This is a genomic window from Galbitalea sp. SE-J8 (assembly GCF_030345695.1).
Lineage (GTDB): Bacteria > Actinomycetota > Actinomycetes > Actinomycetales > Microbacteriaceae > JAUASV01.
In genome coordinates this window covers 39,068-55,485 of the sequence record NZ_JAUASV010000002.1, presented here as the reverse complement: position 1 = coordinate 55,485, position 16,418 = coordinate 39,068, and the positions used below count along the sequence as shown (strand labels likewise).

General features: G+C 73.3%; 14 protein-coding genes and 1 pseudogene. 7 read left to right on the top strand and 8 right to left on the bottom strand.

Annotated elements, in window-relative coordinates; translation table 11 throughout:
- Positions 1-20: 20 nt before the first annotated feature.
- The 3 genes and pseudogenes from QT381_RS01765 to QT381_RS01755 form a co-directional block, all read right to left on the bottom strand.
- Positions 21-1,332 (bottom strand): annotated as a pseudogene (locus QT381_RS01765) (ISL3 family transposase).
- Between the two features lie 57 nt (positions 1,333-1,389).
- Complete coding sequence (locus QT381_RS01760) at positions 1,390-1,518, bottom strand: hypothetical protein (protein WP_289246943.1); 129 nt, start codon at positions 1,516-1,518, stop codon at positions 1,390-1,392.
- 52 nt (positions 1,519-1,570) lie between these two features.
- Positions 1,571-2,599: a squalene cyclase gene (locus tag QT381_RS01755; protein ID WP_289246942.1), complete on the bottom strand. Its 1,029-nt coding sequence runs from the start codon at positions 2,597-2,599 to the stop codon at positions 1,571-1,573.
- Between the two features lie 113 nt (positions 2,600-2,712).
- Here QT381_RS01755 and QT381_RS01750 point away from each other — a divergent pair, with 113 nt between their 5' ends.
- Entirely contained in the window at positions 2,713-3,132 is a 420-nt protein-coding gene (locus QT381_RS01750) for a hypothetical protein (protein WP_289246940.1), read from the top strand.
- Positions 3,133-3,182: 50 nt separating this feature from the next.
- On the top strand, positions 3,183-3,809 hold the full coding sequence (locus QT381_RS01745; protein ID WP_289246939.1) for a DnaJ family domain-containing protein: 627 nt from the start codon (positions 3,183-3,185) through the stop codon (positions 3,807-3,809).
- Positions 3,810-3,816: 7 nt separating this feature from the next.
- Here QT381_RS01745 and QT381_RS01740 read toward each other — a convergent pair whose 3' ends face one another.
- Positions 3,817-4,998, bottom strand: a complete 1,182-nt coding sequence (locus QT381_RS01740; RefSeq protein ID WP_289246937.1) for an FAD-dependent monooxygenase — start codon at positions 4,996-4,998, stop codon at positions 3,817-3,819.
- Between the two features lie 79 nt (positions 4,999-5,077).
- On the opposite strand from QT381_RS01740, the gene QT381_RS01735 reads away from it, so the two are divergent.
- Complete coding sequence (locus QT381_RS01735) at positions 5,078-5,785, top strand: TetR/AcrR family transcriptional regulator (RefSeq protein WP_289246936.1); 708 nt, start codon at positions 5,078-5,080, stop codon at positions 5,783-5,785.
- Positions 5,786-5,828: 43 nt separating this feature from the next.
- On the opposite strand, the gene QT381_RS01730 is transcribed toward QT381_RS01735, so the two are convergent.
- Positions 5,829-7,238 (bottom strand): sugar porter family MFS transporter, encoded by a 1,410-nt coding sequence (locus tag QT381_RS01730; protein ID WP_289246934.1) that lies wholly within the window; start codon positions 7,236-7,238, stop codon positions 5,829-5,831.
- 138 nt (positions 7,239-7,376) lie between these two features.
- Here QT381_RS01730 and QT381_RS01725 point away from each other — a divergent pair, with 138 nt between their 5' ends.
- The 4 genes from QT381_RS01725 to QT381_RS01710 all read left to right on the top strand — a co-directional run bounded on the left by QT381_RS01725 (position 7,377) and on the right by QT381_RS01710 (position 11,180).
- On the top strand, positions 7,377-8,381 hold the full coding sequence (locus QT381_RS01725) for a LacI family DNA-binding transcriptional regulator (protein WP_289246933.1): 1,005 nt from the start codon (positions 7,377-7,379) through the stop codon (positions 8,379-8,381).
- Positions 8,382-8,441: 60 nt separating this feature from the next.
- Positions 8,442-9,341: an SDR family NAD(P)-dependent oxidoreductase gene (locus QT381_RS01720; RefSeq protein WP_289246932.1), complete on the top strand. Its 900-nt coding sequence runs from the start codon at positions 8,442-8,444 to the stop codon at positions 9,339-9,341.
- A 4-nt stretch (positions 9,342-9,345) separates the two neighbouring features.
- On the top strand, positions 9,346-9,822 hold the full coding sequence (locus QT381_RS01715) for a MerR family transcriptional regulator (protein ID WP_289246930.1): 477 nt from the start codon (positions 9,346-9,348) through the stop codon (positions 9,820-9,822).
- 206 nt (positions 9,823-10,028) lie between these two features.
- A complete protein-coding gene (locus tag QT381_RS01710; RefSeq protein WP_289246928.1) occupies positions 10,029-11,180 on the top strand; it encodes a Cmx/CmrA family chloramphenicol efflux MFS transporter in 1,152 nt (383 codons plus the stop codon).
- Here the strand turns inward: QT381_RS01710 and QT381_RS01705 are convergent.
- The 3 genes from QT381_RS01705 to QT381_RS01695 all read right to left on the bottom strand — a co-directional run bounded on the left by QT381_RS01705 (position 11,080) and on the right by QT381_RS01695 (position 16,305).
- A complete protein-coding gene (locus QT381_RS01705) occupies positions 11,080-12,015 on the bottom strand; it encodes an alpha/beta hydrolase family protein (RefSeq protein WP_289246927.1) in 936 nt (311 codons plus the stop codon). The two genes, QT381_RS01710 and QT381_RS01705, sit on opposite strands and share 101 nt — an antisense overlap.
- A gap of 83 nt (positions 12,016-12,098) precedes the next feature.
- Positions 12,099-14,426 (bottom strand): hypothetical protein, encoded by a 2,328-nt coding sequence (locus tag QT381_RS01700; protein ID WP_289246926.1) that lies wholly within the window; start codon positions 14,424-14,426, stop codon positions 12,099-12,101.
- A gap of 73 nt (positions 14,427-14,499) precedes the next feature.
- Positions 14,500-16,305, bottom strand: coding sequence for an ATP-binding protein (locus QT381_RS01695; protein ID WP_289246925.1), 1,806 nt, complete (start codon positions 16,303-16,305; stop codon positions 14,500-14,502).
- Positions 16,306-16,418: the final 113 nt, after the last annotated feature.

The following is a 16,418-nucleotide window of genomic DNA, read 5'->3' as shown; positions in this document are numbered from 1 at the left end:
CTGCACCTGAGTACAGTGGCTCATCGCAAACGAGGGTGTAGCTGGGGTCTGAATCCGCCCGTTTCGAGCAGGCTGCGAGCGATGTAGTTGGTCAGGTTTCGGAAGCCGAGGGCTGTGCCGCGGAGGTGTTCGAGGCGGCCGTTGATCGCTTCGGTGGGACCGTTCGAGGTGCCGGGGTGGTCGAAGTAGGCGAGGATGTCGGCGGCTCGGCGATGCAGGGTCCGGCCGAGGCGGCGTAGCTCGGTCAGCGCGGCGGGGACGCCGTGGCGCAGCGAGTCGATGAGCGCGCGCAGCTCGCGCCGGCCTCGGTGGCGGTCCTCGTCGCGGTAGCAGGCGACGATGCGGTGATAGACGCTCCAGGTGACTTCGACCTCGACGTGCTCATCGATGCCGAAGACCGCGTCGATGCGGGCGCGCTGCCGGTCGGTGAGCATCGGCTCGCCGGTGTGCAGGACGCGGCGGATGCCATAGAGCGCATCGCCGGCATGGCCGCGATGGCCGAGGGTGTCTTGCTGGACGCGCTGTCGGCAGCGGTCGAGGGCGTCGCCGGCGAGCTGGACGACGTGGAACGGGTCCATCACCTCCACCGCGTCGGGGAGGGCTTCGGCGGAGGCGGTCTTGAAGCCGGTGAAACCGTCCATCGCGACGATCTCGATCCCGTCCCGAACCGCCGGGGACTGCTGGTCGAGCCAGGCCCGAAACACGGCCTTGGAGCGCCCCTCGACCATGTCGAGCAGCCGCGCCGGGCCGGTGTCGCCGCCGCACCGGCGTCAGGTCGATGACCACCGTCACATAACGCTCGCCGCGTCGCGTGTGCCGCCAGGTATGCTCGTCGACGCCGATCACCGTAACGCCCTCGAAGCGGGCCGGGTCATCGATCAGGCGGCGTCGGCCCTCGTCGAGGACGGCGGTGTTCGCGGTGTGCCAGCCGACGCCGAGATGGTCCGCGACCCGCGCAATGGTGAGGTGGTCGACGACGAGAGCGGACAGCGCCCAGGCCAGCGCGCCGCGCGAGAGCTTGGATCTCGGCTCGGCAGCGCTGGTCATCGCCTGCCGCCAGAGCCGGCCGCACCCTGAGCACCGGTAGCGGCGCACCCGCACCAACAGCACGGTCGAGCGCATCCCGAACGGCTCATGCGCCAGCCGCCGCGCGACCGTGCCGCGCGGGGTCCCCTTGGCCCCGCAGCGGGCGCACCAGTCGTCCGGCTCAACCACGCGGCACTCGATCACTGCACGATCCGGCTCAATCGACTGCCCGATCGCGACGAGCCCGAGCTCATCGAGGCGGCAGAAAGCGGACAGGTCAGCAGGGCCGAAGGTAGCGTTGAGCACGTCGAAGTCTTCCGGACGGTGAGCGTAGGAACTCCCATCCTCGGAAGACCTCGACCCTCACCCGGCCAGCGACGCGCTACCCCTCACTACACCCTCGTTTGCGATGAGCCCCTTGAGCTCCGCCACCAGGAACTCGGCTCCGCGCTTGGCGATGAGGTCTGTGTGGTCCGCGTTGATCGTCGTCACGTCCCAACCGCGCTCCAGCAGGTACGTGCGAAATGCTGCCGCAACGTGCTGCTCAGTCAGCGGCATGCGACCGCCACCCATCGGCGAGGACGGTCTTCGCCGGGTTGGGCCGAGCGTCGTCCCACCAGCGCAGCACGCGCAGGGCGATCATCGTGAGCCACGGCGACGGCTCGCCCGGCGGCACGTCGATGTCGAACCAGACGCGACCCTTCTCGCGGTCGTGCTGCAGCCAGGTGCCGTCGGGCTGCCGGGCCGCACGCACGATGGCCACGGCATCCGCGAGGCGGGCATCCGGCGGCGTGCCGTCGTGCAGCGACGCCGCGCGGAAGTGGTCGAGCGCCGCGAGCGCCGAGAAGCGCCAGCGGATCGGGTAGACGAACTGCGTCGTCCAGTCGGCGATCGGCTCCCCGGTCGAGAGGCGGCGGAGCAGGTGGCGCTCGAGCAGGTACTCCTCTCCCGCGTGCCGCGCCGCGCGCAGGTCGTCGTCGCCGCCGGTCGCGATCTCGTAGTCGAGCAGTCCCTTCACGGCGTTCAGCGTCGAGTGCACGGATGAGACGGTCGCGCCCTCGACCCACTCGCAGTTCCAGCCGCCGTCGGCCAGCCGGTGCTCCGGGAACCAGCGTGCGAGCGCGGCGACGTCGGCGCCGAGCCAGCCGCCCGCGGCGAGGGTCGCCGCGTTGATGCAGACGTCGACCTCGCCCTGCCAGTACGGCTCGCCGTTGTAATCCCAGCGCGAGGCGGCCGCGAGGCGCTCGGCGGTGTCGCCGAGCACGCGAGCGTCGAGGCCCCACTCGCGCAACGCCTTGAGCGACCACGACGTCGCCGTCCACGGCTGGCCCGCGCCCGGTGCGGCCTCGGGACCCTCGAAGTCGAACCCCGCCGGGAAGAACGATCCGCCCGCCCACTGCCCGTCGGCATCCTGCACGGCGAGCAGGCGGGCTCCCACGCCGTCGGTCGCGACGCGCGCCCGCGTCGCGCGCCAGCGCTCCTCGGGCGCGTCGAGCAGGTCGCGCTCGACCTGCCAGGCGAGGGCGGGGTCGGTGGCGAGCATCCAGTCGAGGATGCGGTGGGCGGCCTCCATGCGCGCAACGCTAACCGGCTCGGGCGACACGCGCATCCGCCGATTTTCGAGAAGTGCCCCGCGGGCGCGCATCCGTAGGCTGAGGTCACACGACGCAGCAGGAGGGGAACGGCATGGCCGGCAACGATGGTTTCACCGCCGAGGAGCGCGCGGCGATGAGGGCGCGCGCGAAGGAGCTCAAGGCCCAGCAGGATGCCGCCTCCTCGCTCGCCGAGCTGCTCGCGAAGATCGCCGAGCTCGAGGGCGACGAGCGCGTGTTCGCCGAGCGCATCCACGCGATCGTGACCGAGCACGCCCCCGCGCTCACGCCGAAGACGTGGTACGGCATGCCGTCGTACGCGGATGCGGCGGGCAAGTCGGTCGTGTTCTTCAAGCCCGGATCGAAGTTCAAGGTCCGCTACTCGAACCTCGGCTTCAACGAGGCGGCGAAGCTCGACGAGGGCACGTTCTGGCCGACGGAGTACGCGCTGACCGCCCTCACCCCCGAGGTGGAGGCGCGCATCGTCGGGCTCGTGAAGCGCGCCGCGGGCTGAGCGGCACGCACCCGGGAGAGCGCTCGCGCCGGGCGACGTATCGTGGCGGTATGGCCCGCCGCGAGACCCCGGACGCTCGGCTGAGCGTCGCGCGCTACCTCGTCGAGCGGCTCGACCCCGAGGCCGCGGAGGAGGCGGCGGCGGAGCGCGCGAAACGGGAGGCTGCGGATGACGCGGCCGGCACCGCGGGAACGCCGACGCCCGGCCAGCGCGCGGCCTACATCGAGACGACGATCCAGCAGGCCATCCGCCGCGGCGACTTCGATGATCTGCCGGGCGCGGGCAGACCGCTCGAGTCATTGCACGACGTGCACGATCCGGACTGGTGGATCCGCCGCAAGATCGAGCGCGAGCAGCTCTCCGGCCTCGGGCCGCCGGCCTTCACGCTCCGCACCGAGAGCGCCGGGCTCGACGACCGGCTCGACGCGCTGCACCGCGAGCGCGACGTGCGCGAGGCGCTCGAGGACTTCAACCGCCGGGTGATCGAGGCGCGGCGGCAGCTGCTCGGCGGTCCGCCGGTCGTCACGCCGACGCGCGACGTCGAGGCCGGAGTGCGCGCCTGGCAGGAACGGCGGGTCGAACGGATGCGGGCGGCCGAGGAGCGGCGCCTCGCCGAGGAGGCGCGGCGCGCCACGCTGACGCGCCGTGAGCGCCGGCGGGAGGACCGTCGGCGCTAGCCCGGCGCTACCGCAGCGGGTAGCGCGGAATCCGCTCGTCGGTGGCGAACCGGTCGGTCATGGCCTGCATCGTGCGGTACATCAGGCGGTTCGTGAACGACCAGTTGCGCGTCCGGATGCGGCCGGGCGAGGCGGGCGCGAGGAACGGGCCGGCGTTGCCGGTCCGGGCGATCTTCGTGAGCGACCGCATCCGCCGGTCGTAGGCCTGGAACGCCGCCTCGTGGTCGCCCCGCGCACCGGCCAGCTCGCCCGCGAGCACGTACGCCCCGACGATCGCGAGTCCGGTGCCGAACCCGCCGAGCGTGTTGGCGTACCCGGCGTCGCCGACCAGGGCGAGGCGCCCCCTCGTGAAGGTGCTCATCCGGGTGCGCGCGAGCGCGTCGAGGTAGAAGTCGGGCGCGTCGGCGCAGGCGTCGAGCATCGCGCCTACCCGCCAGCCGAGGCCGCGGAAGGCCTCCTCGACGAGCCGCAGCTGGGTCGATCGATCGTGCCGGTCGTAGCCCTCTCCGGTCGAGCTGAACACGAACAGGTTGGGCGACTTCTGCCCGCCGACGAGCGCGAGCCGGCCGGGCACGTTGTACCCGAACGCGACGCCGCGCCCCGACGGCAGATGCGTCTGCAGCCCGTCGGCCGCGGCGGTCCCGCTCGCGACGGCGTACCAGTAGCCGAGCGGCTGCACGAGCTCCTTCTCGGGTCCGAACCCGAGGCGCCGCACCGCGGAGTGCACGCCGTCGGCGCCGATCACGAGATCGAATCGCTCGGTGCCCCGGCGCGCGAAGGCCGCCTCGACGCCGTCGCCCCGCTCGCGGAGGCCGACGATCTCGTCGTCGAAGACGTACTCGACGCCCTCGGAGGCGACGCCGCGGATGACGTCGGACAGGTCGCCGCGGAGGATCTCCAGGTCGCCGCCGATGAACTCTCCCGGGATCACGGCCTGCACCCGGTCCGACTCGTCGACGATGCGCCAGTCCGTCTTCGCGGTCTGACGTGCGGCGACGGCGTCGTAGACCCCCATCTGGTCGAGCACCCGCCGGTGGGTCGCCCCCTTGAAGTCGACGGCCTGGCCGCCGGGGCGCGGGGACCCGGCCTTCTCGACGACGGTCACGTCGAATCCGTTCCGGCCGAGCCAGCGCGCGAGCGCCGGACCGGCGATGCTCGCGCCCGAGATGAGCACTGTTCCTGAATGCATGATCGCTCCTAATTGCGTACGTGGGACGCTGATTACTGGTTAGCGTATCATGGACGCAGTTCTGATCGAAAGGGTGACGATGGACGACACGGAGGCGACCGGCATCCTGCGGCTGCTCTGGCAGCCCGACGACCGCGGCAGGCCCGGACCCAAGCCGCGCTTCACCCGAGCGCGCGTCGTCGAGGCGGCCATCGCGGTGGCCGACGCGAGCGGCCTCGACGCCACCACCATGCAGCGGGTCGCCGACCGGCTCGGGATCGCGAAGATGGCCGTCTACCGCTACGTGCCGGGGCGCGACGAGCTGCTCGCGCTCATGCTCGACGCCGCGCTCGGCGACCCCCCAGCGCGCGAACCGGCGGCCGGATGGCGGGTCGCCTGCGTCTCGTGGGCGCACGCGGCCTACGAACGGATGCTGGCGCACCGCTGGCTGGTCGAGCTTCTGCAGCGCGCGCACCCGCCCGGTCCCCGCGAGCTCGGCTGGTTCGAGGCGGGCCTCGCCGCCCTCGACGGCCTGGAGCTGACCGGCAGCGAGAAGCTCGACACCCTCGCCCTCGTCACGGGGCACGCCGCCGGGATCGCGCGGCAGAACCGGGCATCAGCGACGCCGGAGCGCCGCCTCTCCGAGGCGATCCGCGAGATCGTCGCGGATCGGGCGAGCGAGTTCCCCCAGACCGAGCGCGCGATGCGCCCGGACGACGGGAGCGCCCCCGACTCCGCCCTCGAGTTCGGGCTGGAGCGGATCCTCGACGGCGTCGAGGCGCTGCACGCCGCTCGCGCCCGAGCGTGAGGCGGCTCACCGAGCACGGTGAGCCGCCGCCACGCGAGGAGCGTCAGGAACGCGACGAGCGGGCGGAGGCGTCGTGCGCCAGGCTCGTCTCGATCTCCTCGAGCGTGCGCCCCTTCGTCTCGGGCAGGATGCGGGACAACACGACCGCGCCGATGATCGCGAACGCGGCGAACCCCCAGAACAGCGCGGTGGCGCTGAGCGCGGAGATGACGCTGAGCACGACGAGGGAGATGATCAGGTCGAGCCCCCAGTGCGTCACGGTGCCGAACGACTGCGCCTTGCCGCGCACCCGGTTCGGCAGCACCTCGCTGTTCACCAGCCAGATCGCGATGCCGAGGCTCGCGGCGAACACGCCCTCGTAGACGATGAGCCCGACGACGAGCAGCACGCCGGTCGTGGTGTTCTGCGGCACGAGGTAGAGCGCGCCGATCGCGGTGAGCGCGATCGCGACGATGATCGTGCCGCCGATGAGCAGCGGGCGACGACCGAGCACGTCGACGAGCAGCAGGCCGAGCAGCGTGAACAGCAGGAACGCGCCGCCGATGCCGACCGAGGAGAGGATCGCGGACGAGTCGCCGAATCCGGCCTGCTTGAGCATGGTGGGCGCGTAGTACAGGATCGCGTTCACCCCGGAGAGCTGGTTCGTCGCCGCGACGACGACGCCGATGACGATGCCGCGCCGCACGCCGGGCGTGCGGAACAGGTCGCGGAATCGCACCGCCTTCTCCTGGGAGAGCGAGATGACGATCTCCTGCGTCTCGGTCGTCGCCTCGAGCGCGGTACGACGGATGCGCCCCAGCACCGAGCGGGCGGCATCCGTGCGGTTCTTCGCGGCGAGCCAGCGCGGGCTCTCGGGCAGCGGGATGAGCCCGACGAGCATGATCGCGGCGGGCACCGCGGCGAGGCCGATCATCCAGCGCCAGCCCTGGATGGGCGCGAACGCGTAGCCCACGAGGTAGGACACGAAGATGCCGAGCGCGACGAACAGCTGGTTGAACGACACCAGCCGGCCGCGGATGCGGGCGGGCGCGATCTCGGCGATGTACATCGGCACGACGAGCGACGACGCGCCGACGGAGAGCCCGAGCACGAACCGGGCGACGTAGATGAGCGGCAGCCAGCCGATGACGGAGCTGCCGAGCGCCGCGACGAGGTAGATGGCCGCGACGAGGAGCAGCGTGGTGCGGCGTCCGAGCCGGTCGACGACCGGTCCGCCGCCGATCACGCCGATCACGGCGCCGGCGAGCAGCACGGCCACGAAGGCCTGCTGACCGAACTCGTCGAGGTGGTACTCGGGCGTCACGTAGAGCAGCGCTGCCGAGACGATGCCCGTGTCGTATCCGAACAGTCCTCCGCCGAGCGCGGCGACGATCGACGCCCACACGACGATGCCGCCGCGGTATTCCGGTGATGCGGCATCCAGTTGCGCACTGTGATACGTCTTCGTCGACATCCGTCTCTCCCTTGCGCGGCCGTCATTGACGCGACTCTGGCGCCGGTTCGCCGGCCCATGTTCGGTAACGTTACCATCGGCGGGGGGACCACGCGCGCCGGGCGCTCCGGAGCGCGGTCGACACGGGAGAATGGGCGCATGACGACGCTGTCGGACGTGGCGAGACTCTCGGGAGTCTCGCCCATGACGGCCTCGCGCGTGCTCTCCGGTGCGCGCACCTCGGATGCGGCGCGCGACGCGGTGCTGAGCGCGGCCCGGGAGCTGGGCTACGTTCCGAACGACGTGGCCCGGGGGCTCCGCGCGAGCCGCACCGGGCTCGTCGCACTCGTCATCTCCGACATCGAGAACGGCTTCTACGGGTCGATCGCCCGATCCGCCGAACGCGCGCTGCACGAGCGCGGGCTGCGCCTGACGATCGCGTCGAGCGACGAGGACCCCGAGCGCGAGCTCGAACTGCTCACCGCGGTGCGCGGCATGCGCGCGGACGCCCTGCTCATCACCCCGACCCCCGACAACGGCGACGAGCTCGTGCGACTCCGAGCGGCGGGCATCGCCGTCGTGCAGCTCGACCGAACCGCCGCCGACACCGACCTCGATCGCGTGCTCCTGGACAACGCGGCGGCCTCCCGCGCGGCCGTCGAGCACCTCGCGGCCCACGGTCACCGCCGCATCGCGCTCATCTCCGGACCCGCGGGCATCACGACCGGCGCGGAGCGCGCCCGCGGGGCGCTCGACGCCGCCGCGCGACTCCCCGGCGTCGAGGTGCGCGTCGTGGAGTCGGCCTCGTACCTGCACGACGGCGCGCGATCGGCCGTGGACAGCGCGCTCGACGACGCGCCGACCGCGCTCGTCGCGGGCAACAACCTGGTGCTCGAGGCGGTGCTCGACACGCTCGCGGCCCGCGGCATCCGTGCGCCGGACGACCTCTCGATCGTGAGCTTCGACGACCTGCCCTGGATGCGCTGGACCGCAGCCCCGATCAGCGCGCTGCGTCAGCCGGTCGCCCGGATGGCGGCCGCCGCGGTCGACCTGCTGATGACGACCACGCCGACGGATGCCCGCTCGCCCGCCCCGCCGGCCGTCGAGCGTCGGTTCGAGGCCGAGCTCGTCGAGCGCGCCTCGGTCGCGGCGCCGCCCGCGTGATCGGTCCGATCTCGCGACCCGCTTGCGTTGGAGCGCGCTCGAATGTCTACCGTGGATCACATGACTCACACGGATGACGGACGAACCTGGATCATCACCGGAGCGTCGGCCGGGTTCGGCCGCGCCCTCGCCGAGGCCGCGATCGAGGCGGGTGAGCGCGTGGTCGGCACGGGACGGCGTGCCGACCGGCTGAACGCGCTCGCCGAGCGCCTGGGCCCCGACTTCGTGCCCGTGGTGCACGACGTCCGCGACGTCGACGCGGCTGCCGCCGTGGTCGACACCGCGCTCGAGCGCTTCGGCCGCATCGACGTGCACGTGAACAACGCCGGTGCCGGTCAGGTGGGAACCGCGGAGGAGGTCACCGACGCGGAGCTGCGCGACATGCTCGCGCAGCACCTGTTCGGCCCGGCGGCCCTCGTGCGCGCCGTGCTGCCGTCGATGCGCCTGCGCGGCACGGGCGCGATCGTGCAGCTGAGCAGCCAGGGCGGGCGGCGGTCGTTCCCCGCGGTCGGCAGCTACTCGGCGGGCAAGTTCGCCCTCGAGGGGTGGTCGGAGGCGCTCGCCGGCGAGGTCGCCCCGTTCGGCATCCGCGTGCTCATCGTCGAGCCCAGCCGGTTCCGCACCGAGTTCAACGCCGCCGACGTGCTGCGGACGGCGGCCGAGCGCCCCGAGTACGACGCCGTCGCCGGCGGCATCCGCCGGGACATGGCCGGTTCGGACGGACGCCAGGAGGGCGATCCCGTGCGGGCGGCCGCGGCGATCCGCGAGGCGCTGTCCGCGCCGGACGCGCCGCTCCGGCTTCCGCTCGGCGCCGAGGCCGTGCACAACCTCGCGGCGAGCTACCGGAGCAGCCTCGACGACCTCGAGACATGGGCGGCGCTGAGTCGTTCCGCGGACTTCCCGGACGCCGCCCCCGCCGAACGCGCGTACGCATCCGGCCCCGCGAGAGGGTCGCGGTGAGCGCGTGGCCACCGACGCCCTGATCGGGAGGCTGTTCGACGCCGTCGGCGACGCCGGGTCGGCATCCGTCATCGAGGCGCTCCACGCACTGCTGGACGACTCGACGATAGAGCCCGACGCCCCGCCGCGGACCATCGCCGAGGCGGCCGAGATCAGCGGGCTCTCGCCGCACACGCTGCGCTACTACGAGCGGGAGGGGCTCGTGCGGCCGCACCGCACCGAGTCCGGCTACCGGGCGTATTCGGCGTTCGACCTGCGGCGGCTGGTGTTCCTCACCCGGATGCGCGTCTCCGGGATGACCATGCACGACCTCAAGCACTACATCGCGCTCGTCGACGCGGGGCCCGCGACCGAGCCCGCGCGGCGCGAGATGATGATCGCCCAGCGCGAGCGCATCCGGCGGCAGCTCCGGGAGCTGACGCTCGCCCTGGAGACCACCGAGTTCAAGATCCGGCGCTACGGCGGCCATCCCGACGGATGACGCCGAGCGTCGAGCGCGCGGGATATCGTTGACGGCATGGCGAGTCCCGAGTCAGATGCGTCGGGGGCTGTCGGTCACACCGTCAGCCCCCGGAACCGCTGAACGCAAGCTCCGGCTCGCCCGCGTGGGGCGGGCGTCCGGCGCGCTCCGGGCCGCTGCCGTGGTGACGAGAAGACCCCTCGTCGACCTCTCACCCGGAGCACTCGATGCCCTTCGCTCTCTACCCGCTCGCCCTGGCCGTGTTCGTCATGGGCACCTCGGAATTCATGCTCGCGGGCCTGCTCCCGAGCATCGCCGCGCAGCTCGGCGTCGGCGTCGGCACCGCCGGCCTGCTGACCTCGGCCTTCGCGATCGGGATGATCGTCGGCGCGCCGGCCACGGCCGCGTTCGCCCATCGCTGGCCGGCGCGCTTCACCATGACCGCGTGCGTTCTCGTGTTCGCGCTGTGCCACGTCGCCGGCGCCCTCACGTCGGAGTTCTGGATCCTGCTCGTCGTGCGCGTGCTCAGCGCACTGGCGAACGCGGGCTTCCTCGCCGTGGCGCTGAGCGCGGCAATGGCGCTCGCACCCGCCGATCGGAAGGGTCGTGCCGCGGCGATCCTCCTGTCCGGTACGACCGTGGCCTTGATCGCGGGCGTTCCGGCCGGGGCGCTCATCGGGAGCGCCTGCGGCTGGCGGGCCACCTTCTGGGTCGTCGCGGCGCTCGGTGCGGTGGCCGTCATCGGCATCCTGCGCGGCGTCTCCCCCGGGCCGCTCGCCCTCGAACCGCGCGGGACGACGGACCTGGCCCCGGAGATCCGTCAGCTGCGCTCGCGACGGCTCCTCCTCACGATGCTCGTCGGTGCCCTGATCTCCGGCGGCACCTTCTCCGCCTTCACCTTTCTGGCTCCGCTCGTGACGCGGAGCGCGGGCCTGGGCGACGGCTGGACAGCACCGGCGCTCGTCGAGTTCGGCGTCGGGTCGTTCCTCGGGGTGACGCTCGCCGGCCGGCTCTCCGACCGCCGTCCCGGCCTGGTCCTCGCGGCCGGCGGCCCGCTCCTGCTGGCCGGCTGGGTCGCGCTCGGGGTCCTCGCGCAGCATCCGGCCGCCGTCGTCGTACTCGTGTTCGGCCAGGGGGTGCTGGGGTTCGGCGTCGGCAGCACCGTGATCGCCCGGATCCTCTACGCGGCGCCGGACGCGCCGACGCTGCGCGGCGCGTTCGCGACGGCCGCGCTGAACGTCGGCGCCGCGGCGGGACCCGCCATCGGCGCGGCCGCCCTCACGGCCGGAACGGCCGCTCCGGTGTGGGTCGCGGCGGCGATGACTGCTGCGGGTCTTGCCGTCGCGATCCCGGCGACATCGATCGGACGAAGTCGATGACCACGTCGGGGTATCCGGGCACGAACCGGGTCGACCCGGGCGCCGCGAGTCGATGTCCGCCGCCGGGGAGCACGGCGATCCGCAGCAGCGCCGGGTCGACGGCCGAGCGCAGCGCGGCGACGCTCGCGTCGACGGGCGTGATGTCGTCGTCGGCGCCGAAGACCGCGAGCAGGGGGACGGTGACGGCGCGCAGGGCCGGTGCCGGGTCGTAGCCGGCGAGCCGCACCAGCAGGCCCCACAGGTCCGCCGAGGGCGGTTCGTCGCCGATCAGTCGACGGACGCCGCGGGCGTGATCGGATGCCGCGAGCCACTCCGACACGCTCGCGTGGCTCGCACCGGCCTCCGCGAGCGCGAGCAGCTCGTCGATCGCGGCGACCTCCGCCGGGGCCGATCCCCGCGCCGAGAACCGCTCCTGCTCCCCCACGGTGACCGCGGGCCCGGAGCTGGTGACGACGAACTCCGGCCCGCCGAGCCGGGCGGCCTCCAGTGCCACCCAGCCGCCCTGGCTGTGCCCGAAGACGCCCGCCGGCACCGGGGGCAGTGGCTCCCGGGCCGCGGAGAGAGCGGCGAGCAGGTCACCGGCCTGCTCCTCGATCCCGGCGTGCAGCCACGATCCCCCGGATCCGCCCACGCCGCGCTTGTCGAAGGACGCGACCGCGATCCCCGCCGCGGCGAGCGCCTCCCGGATGGGCGGGAAGAGCACGTCGTTGTCGCGATCCGACGGGCCCGAGCCCGGGTGCATGACCACGAGCGCGACGGGGGTCGAGTCAGGCGGCCAGAGCGTGCCGGCCAGCTCCACCGAGCCGCTGCGCGCTCTGAGCTCCATCGCGACCATCGCCGTCAACCCTAGGCTCCGCACGCGCCTCTCGGCGAGGGCACACCTGCGGTGCAGAAGGACCGCGCGAGCCGCTCGCGGCCTCAGCGCCGCACGCGCGACGTGACCGCCGACACCACGCGCGTCTCGTAGCCGGGCCTGCTGCCGGTGATCTTCACGGTGAGCTTCTTGCCGACCATCGCCTTCGTGAGCCGGATCGACGAGTGCGTCGCCTTCGCGATCGCCTTGCGGCCGAGGTACCAGCGGTAGCGCACGGTCGCGCCGGGGCGCCACGTGGACGCCGACGCCATGACGCGCTTGCCGACGCGCATCGACGTCGCCCGCACGCGTGCCTTGCCGCTCGTGAGCACTCCCGCGGCGACCACGCTCGACACGGATGCCGCGCTCACCGACGCGAAGCCGGACCGCGAGCCGGTGATGACGACCGCCACGCGCCGCTTCCGATCCGCGGCGACCGGCGTGTACGACTGTGAGACGGCGCCGCGGATCGCGACGCCGTCCCGGGTCCACTGGTAGCTCAGCGCGGCATCCGCAGGCCAGCTGCCCGACGCCGTGAGCGGGACACCCACGCGTGCGGTGCCGCTGACGGATGCGGTGCCCGCGATCGGCGCCGCGGAGACCGTGCGCATCACGACCGCGCCCGTGTTCCCGGCGGCATCCGTCGCGCGGAACGCGACCACCCGCACGCCCTCGCTCGTCAGCGGAACCGCGTACGGGCTCGTGCAGGTGCGGAACTCGGGCGCCCTGCCGGCACCGCCCCACCAGCACTCGAGCGTCGCCCCGGGCTCGCTCGCGATCGCGTAGCTGGCGACGGCATCCGTCGACACGGCGCCGTCGGCGGGTCCGGAGACCACCGTGAGCTCGGGGGCGCTCCGGTCGAGCGTCACGTGCCGCGTCGCCACGGCGTCTGTGAACCCGGGACGCGATCCGCGCACGACGAACGCGTACGAGCCGTCGGGAACGGATGCCGGGGCCGAGTACGGCGACGAGCACGGCGAGAACAGCGGATCGGCGCCGGCGGGCGCGAACGCGCAGTCGAACGTCGATCCGTCGAGCGATCCCGTCCAGCTCCACGACGGTGCGGCGTTCAGGAGCGACCCGTCGGCGGGTCCGGAGGCGACGACGGGCGTCGCGGCGACGGCGACCGTGTACGGCACGCTGAGCGGAGCGCTCAGGTTGCCCGCGACGTCGACCCCTCGCACGACGAGCGTGTGCTCGCCGTTCGTCGTCGTGCTCGCGGTGAGCGGCAGCTCGAGGGTGGACGAGTCGGAGCCGCACGGTGACCACGAGCCCGCGTCGGTCCGGCACGACCAGGTCGCGATCGGCTCGCTCGCCGAGACCGCGATCGAGGCCGGCAGCGCCGTGATCGGCGCGGCCGGCCCGGCGCCCGTCAGCACGGGCACGGTGGCGTCGACGTTCACGTCGCGCGTCGTCGTGCTGAGGTTGCCGAGCGCGTCGGTCGCGGCGATGACGAGCCGTGCCGGCCCCTCCGGCGCGACGGCCGGGGTGAAGGGCGAGGTGCACGCCGACAGCACGGCGACCGCGCCCTGCGCGCCGAACCAGCATCGATAGGTCGCCGCGGCGTCGTCGCTCGTCCAGGTCCAGGACGGATGCCCGTCGCTCACGCCGCCGGCCGCCGGCCCGCTCGTGATCGTCACCGTCGGAGGCGTGGCGTCGACCGTGAACGCGCGCGTCCCCCGGCCCACGTTGCCCGCCGAGTCGGCGGCCGCCACCACGAGCCGGTAGGAACCCGAGCCGGACGGTGCCGAGAACGTGGCCCGGCCCGCGTACGAGTCGATGCCCGGGCACGGCACGTAGGCGAGCACGGCGAGCGGATCGGGCGAGAGCCGCTCGATCCAGCAGGTCCTCGTGACGGTCGTGTAAGTGGTGTTCTCGGCCCAGGTGTAGTCGCCGGTGTAGGCGAATCCGGGGCCGACCGGGTCGGGAGCGGCGGTCGTGGCATCGGCGGCCTTCAGCGCGCTCACGGTCACCACGGGAGCGACCGCGTCGATCGTGCGCCCGATCGATCCGCTGACCGGGTAGAGCAGCACGGTGTCGGAGGGGTCCGAGTAGAACTGCTGCACGGTGATCGTGATGTGCGCCGTGCTGAAGACGAAGCCGACGTCGTACGAGAACGCCTCGCCCGAGCGGCAGGGAATCGGGGTCAGGTCCGTCATTCCGATCGTGATCGTGCACGAGGCGTCGCCGGTCGTGGTCGCGCCCTCGGGCAGCGCGGCACGCCAGGTGAGCGTCATCCGGCCCGAGGTCGGGTAGTAGGAGCGATCCGATGCGATGTCGTAGACGCCGGGCGCCTCATCCGCCTGCGCCGGAGCGGCGACGAGCGCGGATGCCGCGAGCGCGAGGGCGATCACCGCCGCGGCGAGGCTGCGCTTCGTCGTTCCCGCGAGCATGGACCCCACCCTAGAAAGGGCGACGCGCGCCGTCAGTGTCACCGCGGTGCCAACGTCACCACGGCGCAGGGTCTCAGCCGGATGCCGCCACGCGCTCGCGCGCCGCGCGCAGCAGGCGGTACCAGCTGCGTCGACTCACGTGCAGCTCGGCCAGGCAGTCCTCCTCGGTGTGGCGCGAGCCGAGGTGCACGAGTTCGATCGCGCGTCGCAGCCGACGATCCGTCGGACTGGCGACGAACACCTCGTCGAGCACCTCGACGAGACGGGCGATGCGCACGACGTCGTCGTCCCGCGACAGCAGAGCGGATCGGTCGCCGCCCCTCGGCAGGAACCCCTGCTCGGCGAGCACCATGGCCTCCACGTTGCCGACCACCCCGGCGGGCCGGAAGTCGCTCAGCGCGACCGGTCGCGGCATCCGTTCGAGCACCTCGGAGGCGATCGTCGCGGTGATCGGCGGCCGGCGGTCCGGCTCGGGATAGTGGATGAGGATCGACTGCACGTCGGGGACGCCGTGCCGCAGCATGAACGCGCCGCTGCCGAGCCGAGCCGCCTCGGCGATCTGCGCGAGCGGCGCGTCGGCGAACAGCACGACGCCGGCGAAGGAGCGCTCGGGGTCGGCATCCGTCGCGCGCGCCGCCGTGGCGAGGCTCGACGCGATGGCGCCGGTCGGCGGCAGCATGCCGACCGTCACGAACACGCTGAACATCACCAGCCGGCCCGGGGCGCTGCGCATGAGCAGGGTGCGTTCGGGCCATCGCCCGACCCACGCCAGCAGCTCGGGCCAGTCGGCGCCCCGGTCGAAGCCGTGGGCGCGACCGAACTCGCCGAGCTCGCCCTCGTGGGCATGGTCGGCATACAGGTCGTCGCTCGCCTCGTTGGCGATCGCCTCCCGCAGCTGCGGGCTCTCGAGCAGTCGCGACAACCGCAGCAGCGCGCTCATGTCGCCGAGGCGCGCGCGCGTCGCGAGGTGCGCGGCGATGCGGCGCACGATCCCGGCGGCCCGGGCGGGCTCGGTCGTCCGCAGCCGGGCCCGGATCGCCGCCGCGAGCACCGCGTGCAGGGCGACGGCGTCACCGATGCGCTCGACGACGGGCAGCGCCGCGAGCCGCTCGAGACCGTCGCGCGTCGATCGGCCGGGGAGCGCCGCCGCGAGCAGGCGGGCGTCGACGGAACGCGCGAGCGCGGCGACCTCGAGGATGTCCGCCGGGACGTCGAGCTTCGGCTGTCCGGCGAGCCACGCCGTGAGGCGTTGCTCGAGTCCCTCGGCACCGCCCGATTCGAGCGGCCCGCCGGGCGCGCTCGCCGCCACGGTCAGCGCGAGCGGCGACCCCTGCGCCCAGTCCAGGATGTCGGGGATGCGGCCGGGGGCGACGCCCCGTCCGTCGAGCAGCGCACCCGCGTCGTCGTCCGCGAGCGGACGCAAGCGCAGGTCGACGACGATGGCGTCGAGTCCGTCCTCCCGCCACGACCGTCCCGGCCCGCGGCGGCCGGCGACGACGAGCCGCGCGGTGCCGGGCAGCGCGTCGAGAAGCCTGTCGCGGAGCGCCTCGGCGCCCGATCCGAGCTGGTCCAGCTCGTCGACGAGCACGCACGCTCGATCGACCCCGCGCCGCACGACGTCGTCGACCGCGGCGGTCACGTCGGCCGACAGCGTTCGCGCGTCGATCCGCACCGGCACGAAGCCCGCCGCCGCCGCGACCCGCCCCGCCATCCGGATGAGCGACGACTTGCCGATGCCGCCCGGCCCGTGCACGAACAGCACCCGGCTCGGCGTCGCGTCGTCGAGCAGGTCCCGTACGAGGGCGAGCTCCGCGGCACGCCCGACGAACCGCTCGGTGTCCGCGGCCTCGGCCGCGTCGCGCAGAGAGCCCTGAGTCACGGTCAGAACGTAGCGCTCCGGTCCCGGCCGCCGGAAGAGGATCCGCCTGTCACCCGAGCCGGCGCCCGGATCGCCGCGATCGACCGAAGCCGGCCACGTCGTCGATCGCGCGT

What these genes read in the sequence shown, in the direction of transcription:
- QT381_RS01725 (WP_289246933.1), top strand. Translation starts at nt 7,377, where the DNA reads ATGACGACGCTGTCGGACGTGGCGAGACTCTCGGGAGTCTCGCCCATG.
- QT381_RS01720 (WP_289246932.1), top strand. Translation starts at nt 8,442, where the DNA reads ATGACTCACACGGATGACGGACGAACCTGGATCATCACCGGAGCGTCG.
- QT381_RS01745 (WP_289246939.1), top strand. Translation starts at nt 3,183, where the DNA reads ATGGCCCGCCGCGAGACCCCGGACGCTCGGCTGAGCGTCGCGCGCTAC.
- QT381_RS01710 (WP_289246928.1), top strand. Translation starts at nt 10,029, where the DNA reads ATGCCCTTCGCTCTCTACCCGCTCGCCCTGGCCGTGTTCGTCATGGGC.
- QT381_RS01730 (WP_289246934.1), bottom strand. Translation starts at nt 7,238, where the DNA reads ATGTCGACGAAGACGTATCACAGTGCGCAACTGGATGCCGCATCACCG.
- QT381_RS01740 (WP_289246937.1), bottom strand. Translation starts at nt 4,998, where the DNA reads ATGCATTCAGGAACAGTGCTCATCTCGGGCGCGAGCATCGCCGGTCCG.
- QT381_RS01700 (WP_289246926.1), bottom strand. Translation starts at nt 14,426, where the DNA reads ATGCTCGCGGGAACGACGAAGCGCAGCCTCGCCGCGGCGGTGATCGCC.
- QT381_RS01750 (WP_289246940.1), top strand. Translation starts at nt 2,713, where the DNA reads ATGGCCGGCAACGATGGTTTCACCGCCGAGGAGCGCGCGGCGATGAGG.
- QT381_RS01755 (WP_289246942.1), bottom strand. Translation starts at nt 2,599, where the DNA reads ATGGAGGCCGCCCACCGCATCCTCGACTGGATGCTCGCCACCGACCCC.
- QT381_RS01705 (WP_289246927.1), bottom strand. Translation starts at nt 12,015, where the DNA reads ATGGTCGCGATGGAGCTCAGAGCGCGCAGCGGCTCGGTGGAGCTGGCC.
- QT381_RS01735 (WP_289246936.1), top strand. Translation starts at nt 5,078, where the DNA reads ATGGACGACACGGAGGCGACCGGCATCCTGCGGCTGCTCTGGCAGCCC.